The organism is Kineococcus gurbantunggutensis (assembly GCF_050871925.1).
In the GTDB taxonomy this organism is placed as follows: Bacteria; Actinomycetota; Actinomycetes; order Actinomycetales; family Kineococcaceae; genus Kineococcus.
Genome location: NZ_JBJLSG010000181.1, coordinates 1 through 8,851, shown reverse-complemented (window position 1 = coordinate 8,851; position 8,851 = coordinate 1). Strand labels below are relative to the sequence as shown.

Here is an 8,851-nt window from a genome sequence, read left to right as displayed (position 1 = left end):
GCGCGCGGCGCCCCCCTCGCGCGCCACGGCGGCCCCCCCCCCCCCCCCCCCCCCCCGCCCCCCCCCCCCCCCCCCCCCCCCCCCCCCCCCCCCCCCCCCCGCGGCGGCGGCCTCGGCGTCCGCGACGGCGCGGGCGGTGGCCAGGTTGGCCGCGCGGGTGGCGTCGTCGCGGGCCGTCCCGGTCGCGGCGTCCTGCAGCGCGGTCAGCTCCCGGACCTGCGCGCTCTGCCGCGCGACCAGCGCGTCGGAGGACTGCTTGGCGGTGGTGGCCTGCGCGGCGCGTTCCCGGCTGACGGCGCCGGCCTCGGCGGCGCGCTGCGCGGCCTGCTCCTGCGCCCGCTGCGCGCCCTCGTAGTCCCTGACGGCGTCGCTGCGGCCGGCGCCGATCCGCTGGGCGGTGGCCAGGGCGCGGGCGGTCTCGTCGGTGGCGCCCTTCTGCAGCAGCCCCACGAGCCCGCTGTAGGCGGGCAGCGCGCCGGTGCCGCGGTAGGTCTGCGAGGCCCAGCGGCCGAGGTCCTGCTTGCCCCGGCTCAGCGCCTCCTGCGCAGCGACCAGCCGCGCCTGCTCCTCCACCTCGCGCTGCTGGGCCGCCTGCTGCGCCTCGATGGCCTGCTGGTAGCGCTCCAGCGCCTCGTTGGCCTGGGCGGCCACGGCGTCGAGCCGGACCTGCGCCTCCTGCAGCCGCTGCTGGGCGGCGGCGGCGGCCGCGGCCGAGGACTGCGCGGCGCGGCGCGCCTGCTCGACCTCCTCGGGGGTGGGCGGCCGGGGCGCGTCGGCGGGCGCGGGCGCCGGCGCGGGGACGGGCGCGGCCACCGCGGGGGCGGGTGCGGCGGGTGCGGCGGCCGCGGTCCCCGCACCGGCACCGGCGGCCAGGGCGAGCGCGAGGGCCAGCGAGGTCACGGCCGGCCCGGGTGCGGAGCGCCGGGGGGCGCGGCGTTCGCTGCGGGGGGAGGGCAAGGCGCTCACGTCCAGTGCGATCGGGGGCCTGGTGCCCGGTGCGGCTGCTGGCGGTGCATCGTCACTGCTCGGCGTGGTCAGCGCTCCAGCCGCTGCCCGCGCCGTCGTCGGTCGAGCGCTCGTGCGCAGGTCCTGCGCGGCTCACGCCCGGGTCGTCCTCGCCCCGGGTGCGCGTCGTGCAGGACCTGGTCCGAGGGGGACTGCCGGTGTTCTCGACCTCCCCGCTGCCGCACTGTAGCCGCCTGCGACCGGCCGGCCACGCACCGCAGGCCACGAGTCGCGCGCCGCGTCGCGCGCGGCGGGGGCCCACCCGCCGCAGCGCCGCCCGTCCCGGGGGGTGCCGCGGCGCTGCGGTCCCCCGGTGGCGGGCCGGTCCCTCAGTGGGCGGCGACGGCGGCGGAGCCGGTCTCGCCCACCAGCCGCCAGGGCCGCACGAGCAGCACCAGCACGGCGGTGGCCAGCGTCAGGGCGGCCACGATCACGACGCCCATGGCGCGCGCGTCGTTGCCGAGCAGGCCCACCAGCGGCGAGACCAGCGCGCCGACGCCGAACTGGACGGCGCCCAGCAGCGCGGCCGCCGCACCGGCGGCCTCCCCGTGGCGCGACAGCGCCAGCGCCGGGGCGTTCGGCAGGGCCAGGCCGATGGAGAACAGCACCGCCCACAGGGGCACGGCCACCGCGACCAGGCCGCCGGTGCCGGTGGCGGCCAGCGCCAGCAGCACCGCGCCGGCGAGCAGGCCGGCGACGGTGCCCGCCAGGAGCACCTGGGAGGGGGCGAAGCGGCGCAGGGCCAGCGGGTTGAGCTGGGTGGCCGCGATCAGCCAGAAGGCGCCGGCGCCGAAGAGGAGGCCGAACTCCTGCTGGTCCAGGCCGAACTGGCCCTGGTAGACGAACGAGGCGCCGGCCACGTAGCTGAACAGGGCGGCCATGGACAGACCGGCGACCAGGACCAGGCCGAGGTAGGTGCGGTCGCGCAGCAGTTCGCGGTAGGTCCGCACGGTGGCGCCCAGGCGCAGCGGGCGCCGGCCCTCGGGCGGCAGGGTCTCGCGCAGCGCGCGCGCCCCGGCCAGCAGCAGGACCAGCCCGTACAGGGCCAGCAGGACGAAGATCCCGCGCCAGGAGGTGAAGCGCAGCACCTCGCCGCCGATGGTCGGCGCGAGCACCGGCGCGGCGCCGATGACGAGGAACAGCCGCGAGAGCATGGTGGCCGCCGCACGACCGTCGAACATGTCGCGCACGATCGCCAGGGCGATGACGGCGCCGGCGGCCGTGCCCACGCCCTGCAGCACCCGCAGCACGCCGAGGACGGCGATGTTCGGCGCCAGCAGGACGAGCAGCGAGGCGAGGACGTGCAGGGCGGTGCCGGCCAGCAGCGGCCGCCGCCGGCCCAGGGCGTCGGAGAGCGGGCCGATGACGAGCTGGCCGAGGGCCAGGCCGACCAGGGTGCCGGTCAGGGTGAGCTGCACCGCGGCCTCGGTCGTCTGCAGCTGCGTGACGATCGTGGGCAGGGCGGGCAGGTACATGTCGATGGTCAGCGGGCCGACGGCGACGAAGGCGCCGAGCACCAGGGCGGTGCGCCCCATGCTCGGGCCGGGCCGCGGGGCCGGGCTCGTGCCGCCGGTGGCGGCTGGGAGGTCCGTGCGGGAGGTCATCTCGGTTCTTCCGTCGCGGGGCAGGGTCGGCCGGGCGCAGGAAGCCGGTGGCTCCCCTTCCACGCGGCGATGGCGACAACCGGCGCGCAGCGCTGATCCATTCCCCTCCCGCGCGGGAGGCGGACGGGCTGTCCCGCGCCGGCTCAGCGCCCGCGGTGGCCGGCGCGCAGGACCGAGCCCGTCGAGCGCCAGGACAGCACCGACCTGACCGAGAGCGCGGACAGGACCGAGCCCACCGCGAGGAACCCGCCGAGGGAGCCGACGGCGGCGAGGGAGCCGACGCTGCCGACGGACAGGACCGAGCCGACGCTGCCGACGGAGAGCACCGATCCGGTGCTGCCCACGCAGAGCACCGAGCCCCGGGAGCCGATCGAGAGCACGGAGCCGGTGCAGCGGCGGGAGGGGCGGGGTGCGGGGGTCACGGTCTCCTCCAGGGGTCGCGGGCCCGGGGCCGTCCCGTCCGCGGTCGACGCCGGGGAGCCTGGCACCCCCCGGCCCGCGGCGCGAGGTCCAGGAGCGGCGGGCGCTCCGCGTCCGGCCCGCACCCGCCGACCGCCCGGCCTGACCGCGTGGCACCGGGGCCCGCGCTCGGCGAAGCTGCGGGACGTGGACCACGACGAGCACGCACCGCGACGGCACGGCACCACCTCGACGCCGCGCGGGGCGCTCGCGCGCGCGGGCGGCCCAGCACCGGTGCCCCGGTGAGCGCCGAGGACACCGGGGAGGCCGGGGAGGCCGGGGACCCCGGGGTCGTCGGGGCCGGCGCCGCGGCGGACATGTGGCCGCACGCCGAGGTCGACGTCCTGGACCTGGACCTGCTCGTCGAGCGCACCCGGGAGGGGCCCACCGTGCTCACCCGCGCCGGCCGGCGCGTGGCGGTGCTGGTCGACGTGGAGGTCTTCGAGCGCGCGTACGAGGCGCTGGCCGACGCGCGCGACGAGGCGATGCGCCGGGAGCACGAGGACGGGGTGCGCGCGGAGCTGCGCCAGCGGGCCCTGGCCGGGGACGGCGCGGCGGGCGCGGAGCTGCTCGCCCACGTCCTGGCGCACGTGAGCGCGCCCGACCGCGACGCCCTGCGGCGCCTGGGCCACCTGGGCCACCTGCAGCGGCCACCCGGCACCGGCACCGGCACCCCGGACGGCCTCAGGACGTCGCGGTCGGCAGCGGTTCCGCCGCCGGGGACGCCGGCGCGGCGCGCACCCCCCGCTCCCCCAGCTTGACCACGACGACCCCGGCCAGGACCAGCACCCCGCCGGCGAGCTGGACGGGGCGGGGCAGCTCGTCCAGCAGCAGCCAGGCGAGCACCACGGCGGCGACGACCTCGAGCAGCGCCACGAACGAGGCCAGGCGCGAGCCGAGGCGACGGCCGGCGGCGATGCCCGTGACGTAGGCGAAGGCGGCGGTCACCACCCCCAGCGCCAGCAGCGGCCAGAACCAGGCCAGCGAGGTGCCGCCGTAGGCGACGTCCCCCGCGCCCGCCCGCAGGGGCAGCGCACCGACGGCCCCCAGGGCGCCGAGGAACACCGCCGCCACGAGCAGGCCGCCGCCCGCCAGGGCGAGCGGGGGCAGGCCGTTGCCCTCGTCCGCCGACAGCACGAAGTAGGACGCGGCACCCGCCGTGGCGCCCAGCGCCCACAGGACCCCCGTGGTGTCGAGGTCGGCGCCGGAGAACAGGTCCAGGACGGCCAGCAGCCCGAGCCCGGCGATGCCGGTGCCGGCCAGCGTCAGCGGTCCGGGGCGCTGCCCGTGCCGCAGCCACAACCACACCACGACCACGGCGGGGGCGGTGTACTCGATCAGCAGGGCGGGCCCCACCTGCAGGCGCTGCACCGCGCAGAAGTAGCAGAACTGCGCACCGGCCACGGCCAGCACGCCGTAGGTGACGACCAGGGGGGCGTTGCGGCGCAACAGGGACCACCGGCCCCGCAGGGACAGGGCACCGAGCGGGACGACGATGAGCGCGGCGGTGCCGATGCGGGCGCTCACGACGGCGCCGGGGCTCCACCCGGTGTCGAGCAGCCCGCGGGCCAGCGGGCCGGACAGGGCGAAGGCGAGGGCCGAGAGGACGGCGAGGGTCAGGCCGCTCGCCGGGCGCGAGCCGGAGGTGGGCACGGCACGACCGTGGCACGCACGGCGTAAGGTGTCAACGTGGTTTTCACCCATGACACCTCGCAGGCGCTGCTGGCCGCCGCCGAGCTGGTCAACACCCTCGGCGAGCCCGACGGCCTCTCGAGCGTCGAGGACCTCGAGGAGTTCTTCGGCCGCTTCGGGTACTCCGGGCGCTTCGACGGCGACGAGGCGGAGCTGCGGGCGGTGCGCGGGACCCGGCCCGTCCTGCGCGAGCTGATGACCCGGCAGCGCGACGAGGCGGCCCTGCTCGTGAACGAGCTGCTCGCCCGCGAGCGGGCCACGCCCCGGCTCGTGCGCCACGACGGCCAGGACTGGCACGTGCACGCCGTCTCCGACGACGCACCGCTGGCCGTGCGCGTCGTCGTGGAGTCCGCGATGGCCGTGCTGGACGTCGTGCGCGCCGACGAGGTGCAGCGCCTGGGGACCTGCGCCGACGAGGGGTGCGACAACGTCGTGGTCGACCTCTCGCGCAACCGGTCCAAGAGGTTCTGCTCCACCACGTGCGGCAACCGCAACGCCGTCAGCGCCTTCCGCGCCCGGCGCAGGCTCGGCTGAGCCGCGGGGCTCAAGGCCGGGCGCCCGGGAGCCGACACCGCTGCGGATGAGCGCGCCCGCCCCCTCCACCGCCCCGGCGCCCGGGAGCGCCCCCGCGCCCGGGAGCGCCCCCGCGCCGGCGACCGTGCCGGCGCAGGCGCCCGCGGAGGCCGCCCGCCTGGCCGCCCTGGAGGGTTTCGGGCTGCTCGACGGGGTCGTGGACGCCGAGGTCGAGGCCGTCACCCGCCTGGCCGCGCTGGTCGCGCGCGTGCCCAGCGCCTCGGTGCACCTGCTCACCGCCGACCGCCAGTGCCAGCTGGCCGGGGTGAACTTCACCGGCGGCGACGCCGCTCGCGAGGACTCCCTGTGCGGGGTGCGCCTGCACACCAGGCGGTTCGTGCACGTGCCCGACACGCTGTTGGAACCGGACTACGCCCACAAGCCGTTCGTCACCGGCGAGCTGGGTTCGGTGCGCTTCTACGCCTCCGCCCCGCTGCTCACCGGGGGCGGCGAGGTGCTGGGCACGCTGTGCGTCTTCGACACCGAGCCCGGCGCGCTGGACGCGGTGCAGGTCGCCGCGCTGGAGGACCTCGCGCTGGTCCTGGTCGGCCTGTTCGAGAAGCGCCGCCAGGCCCGCCTGGCCAGGCAGCGCGCCGCCGAGGCCGAGCGCAGCGCGGCGGAGGCCCGCGCGTACGCCGCCGAGGCCGCCGAGCAGCGCACCCTGGCGGAACTGGCGACGGCCGAGGCCGAGGCGCGCCACGAGCTGAACCGGGCGGTGCTGGAGTCCGTCGACGTCGGCATCGTGGTCGCCGCCCCGGACGGGCGCCTGAGCGAGTTCAACCGCACCGCGCGCACCTGGCACGGCCTGCGGGCCGACAGCCGCCTGGACCCCTCCGAGCACGCCGGGGCGTACGACCTGTACGGCCCCGACGGCACCACGCCGCTGACGCCGGAGCAGGTCCCGCTGCACCGCACCCTGCGCGAGGGCCGGGTGCACGGGGCGGAGATGGTCATCGCCCCCGCCGGGCGCGCGCCGATCACCGTGCGCTGCAGCGGTCGCGTCGTGGTGCGCGCCGACGGCACGCCGCTGGGCGCGGTGGTGGCCATGACGGACGTCACCGCCGTGGAGGCCCACCGGCGCGAGCTCCAGGCGGCCCTGGTCGAGCTGGAGCGTTCCAACGACGAGCTGGCGCAGTTCGCCGGCATCGCCAGCCACGACCTGAACTCCCCGCTGGCGGTCGTCGACGGCTACCTGGAGATGCTGCAGGAGTGCTACGGCGACCAGCTGGACGAGCAGGCGGGCACCTGGATCGCCACCGCCCGCCGGGGCACGGGGCGCATGAAGGACCTCATCGCCGCGCTGCTGGCCTACGCCCAGGCCGGTTCCGGCGGGTGCCGGCGCGAGCGGGTGGAGGTGGCGCAGGTGTACGAGCAGGCGGTGCTCGACCTGCGCGGCGCGGTGCGCGACGCCGGCGCCCGCATCAGCGCGCACGGGCTGCCCGTCGTGCACGGCGACGCGGTGCTGCTGCGCCAGCTCCTGCAGAACCTCATCGGCAACGCGATCAAGTACCGCTGCCCGCAGCGGCCCTGCCGCGTCGTGCTCAGCGCGGTGCGGGAGCGGTCCGGGTGGAGCTTCGCCGTCGCCGACAACGGCACCGGCATCCCCGCCGACCAGCGCCGGGCGGTCTTCGCGATGTTCGCCCGGGTCGACCCGGGCGCGCGCACCGGCCACGGGATCGGGCTGGCCACCTGCCAGCGCATCGTCGAGCGCCACGGCGGGCGCATCTGGGCCGAGGAGACGCCCGGCGGGGGCACCACGATCCGCTTCACCCTGCCCCAGCCCTCCTGAACCGGCCCGCACCCGCCGGCCCGCACCCGCCCGGGACCACCGGGGGGACCTACCCGGCGGCGACCTGCACCAGCAGCTCGTCGCCGGCGGTGTGCCCGTGGGCGTCGTTGACCGCCTTGAAGCCGTCCAGGTCCACGAACAGCACCGCCACGGCGCGCCCGGTGCGCGCCGCACCGGCCAGGGCGTGCTCCAGGCGGTCGGAGAGCAGCCGGCGGTTGGGCAGGCCGGTCAGCGCGTCGTGCAGCGCCGCGGCGGCCAGCCGCTCCTGCAGCCGCCGCTCCTGCGTGACGTCGCGCACGCACACGATCGTGCCCGTGCGCGAGCCGTCCGCGCCGCGCAGCGCCGAGAGGGTCACCTGCGCCTCGAAGCGGGTGCCGTCCAGGCGGCGGATGCTCATCTGCCGGTGGGCCAGGTGCACCCCGCGCGCCTCGTCGGCGCGGCGCTCGCGCACGGCCTGCTCGGCGTCGTCGATGAAGGCGCTCAAGTGGTGGCCGAGCAGGTCGGGCACCGCGCGTCCGTGCAGCGCGGCCAGAGCGGGGTTGACGTAGACGAGCCGGTCGGCCGGGTCGAAGACGGCCACGCCGTCACCGACCTGGCCCAGGACCTGCACGAGCAGTTCCGGGCCGACCTGCGGGCCGATCTGCGGGTCCGCGGGCGGGCCCGCTGCGGCGGCCGGCTCGCCCGGCTCGCGGCGCGCACCGGCACCGCTCGCGCCACCGGGCTGCGCCCGCGGGTGCGGGACCTCCTCGTTCACGACGGCATCCTGGGGCCGGCGCGCGCCCGGCTCAAGCACCCGGGAGGAGGAGGGCGCCGGGGCCCGGCCGGTCCTGCGGCACCGACCCGGGAACCCGGCGCCCGCCGCGCCGGGACCCCGCGGGCGCCCCGGGCGGGTCTCAGGGGGCGGGTCTCAGGGGGCGGGGCGGGTCAGCACGAGCATCCCGGGCACGTCCTGGCGGGCGGCGGGCACCAGCCCGTGCTCGCCCGCCTCGCGGGTGGCGCGGGCGGTGCCCACGACGTGCCAGTCGTACTCGACGCCGCGCCGGTCGAGCAGGTGCGCGTCGTGAGCGTCCTCGACCCGGTAGGTCATCGACCACCGCAGCCGGCGCGCCCCCACCGGCTGCGCCCGTCCCCGCGCGCAGTAGCGCCGCCGCCCGACCACGGCCTCCCCCAGCACCGCCTCGGGCACCGCGGCGGCGCGCTCGAGCGGGCTGACGTCGCACACCAGGCGACCGCCCGGCACCAGGGCGGCCGACGCCGCGCGCCAGAGCCGGGCGCGCAGCGCGTCGTCGAAGTGGCCCAGGGCGTTGCCCACCACCAGCGCCGCCAGCGGCGCGGGCAGGGCGAGGTCGGGGAAGGCGGCGTCGACCACGGTGGTGCGCACCCGCAGGTCCGCGTCCGCGCCGGCCCGGGCCAGCAGCACCGCGCGCAGCACCGGCGAGGGCTCCACCGCGGTGATCGGGTGCCCGGGCAGGGCGCGGGCGATCCACGGCAGGCCCGCCCCGCTGCCGGCGCCCAGGTCCAGCGCGGCGCCGTCCAGAGCGGCCACCGGTTCCAGCGCCCGCTGCAGCGCGGGTCCGCACCACTCCCACGCCGGGCGCAGGAAGAGGTCGAGGAACTCCGCCGAGCGGGTGTACGCGTCGGTCCAGGTGCCCGCGGCGGGCCCGGCCGCGGGGTCGGGGGGGGCGCCCCGCCGGGGGGGCGGGGGTCGCCGCCCAGGGTGGTGGGGGCG

9 protein-coding genes are annotated in these 8,851 nt (G+C 78.5%); 3 read left to right on the top strand and 6 right to left on the bottom strand.

All coding sequences use genetic code 11. The features are described 5' to 3' along the window. The 3 genes from ACRYR7_RS22140 to ACRYR7_RS22130 all read right to left on the bottom strand — a co-directional run. A partial coding sequence (locus tag ACRYR7_RS22140) for a hypothetical protein (protein ID WP_432574276.1) occupies window positions 1-900 on the bottom strand: 900 nt, incomplete at its 3' end. Window positions 901-1,334: 434 nt separating this feature from the next. Continuing rightward, window positions 1,335-2,609 (bottom strand): multidrug effflux MFS transporter, encoded by a 1,275-nt coding sequence (locus tag ACRYR7_RS22135; RefSeq protein ID WP_432574275.1) that lies wholly within the window; start codon window positions 2,607-2,609, stop codon window positions 1,335-1,337. Window positions 2,610-2,752: 143 nt separating this feature from the next. After that, window positions 2,753-3,031 carry a hypothetical protein gene (locus tag ACRYR7_RS22130; protein ID WP_432574274.1) on the bottom strand — a complete coding sequence of 93 codons (279 nt, stop codon included), beginning with the start codon at window positions 3,029-3,031 and terminating at the stop codon, window positions 2,753-2,755. 279 nt (window positions 3,032-3,310) lie between these two features. Here ACRYR7_RS22130 and ACRYR7_RS22125 point away from each other — a divergent pair, with 279 nt between their 5' ends. Continuing rightward, the gene (locus tag ACRYR7_RS22125; protein WP_432574273.1) at window positions 3,311-3,829 is read left to right on the top strand and encodes a type II toxin-antitoxin system prevent-host-death family antitoxin; all 519 of its coding nucleotides are present in this window, start codon (window positions 3,311-3,313) and stop codon (window positions 3,827-3,829) included. Here the strand turns inward: ACRYR7_RS22125 and ACRYR7_RS22120 are convergent. Further along, the gene (locus ACRYR7_RS22120; RefSeq protein WP_432574272.1) at window positions 3,753-4,721 is read right to left on the bottom strand and encodes an EamA family transporter; all 969 of its coding nucleotides are present in this window, start codon (window positions 4,719-4,721) and stop codon (window positions 3,753-3,755) included. The genes ACRYR7_RS22125 and ACRYR7_RS22120 overlap by 77 nt on opposite strands. 36 nt (window positions 4,722-4,757) lie before the next feature. On the opposite strand from ACRYR7_RS22120, the gene ACRYR7_RS22115 reads away from it, so the two are divergent. Both ACRYR7_RS22115 and ACRYR7_RS22110 read left to right on the top strand, forming a co-directional pair. After that, window positions 4,758-5,294 carry a CGNR zinc finger domain-containing protein gene (locus tag ACRYR7_RS22115; protein WP_432574271.1) on the top strand — a complete coding sequence of 179 codons (537 nt, stop codon included), beginning with the start codon at window positions 4,758-4,760 and terminating at the stop codon, window positions 5,292-5,294. A gap of 46 nt (window positions 5,295-5,340) precedes the next feature. Continuing rightward, window positions 5,341-7,122 carry a sensor histidine kinase gene (locus ACRYR7_RS22110; protein WP_432574270.1) on the top strand — a complete coding sequence of 594 codons (1,782 nt, stop codon included), beginning with the start codon at window positions 5,341-5,343 and terminating at the stop codon, window positions 7,120-7,122. 49 nt (window positions 7,123-7,171) lie between these two features. Here the strand turns inward: ACRYR7_RS22110 and ACRYR7_RS22105 are convergent, their stop codons facing one another. After that, window positions 7,172-7,876: a diguanylate cyclase domain-containing protein gene (locus ACRYR7_RS22105; RefSeq protein ID WP_432574269.1), complete on the bottom strand. Its 705-nt coding sequence runs from the start codon at window positions 7,874-7,876 to the stop codon at window positions 7,172-7,174. A gap of 153 nt (window positions 7,877-8,029) precedes the next feature. Then, the coding region (locus ACRYR7_RS22100; protein WP_432574268.1) for a class I SAM-dependent methyltransferase at window positions 8,030-8,851 on the bottom strand (822 nt) is incomplete at its 5' end.

Bases quoted from the DNA above. Each gene is read 5' to 3' on its own strand.
- ACRYR7_RS22110 (WP_432574270.1), top strand. From the start codon at position 5,341: ATGAGCGCGCCCGCCCCCTCCACCGCCCCGGCGCCCGGGAGCGCCCCC.
- ACRYR7_RS22135 (WP_432574275.1), bottom strand. From the start codon at position 2,609: ATGACCTCCCGCACGGACCTCCCAGCCGCCACCGGCGGCACGAGCCCG.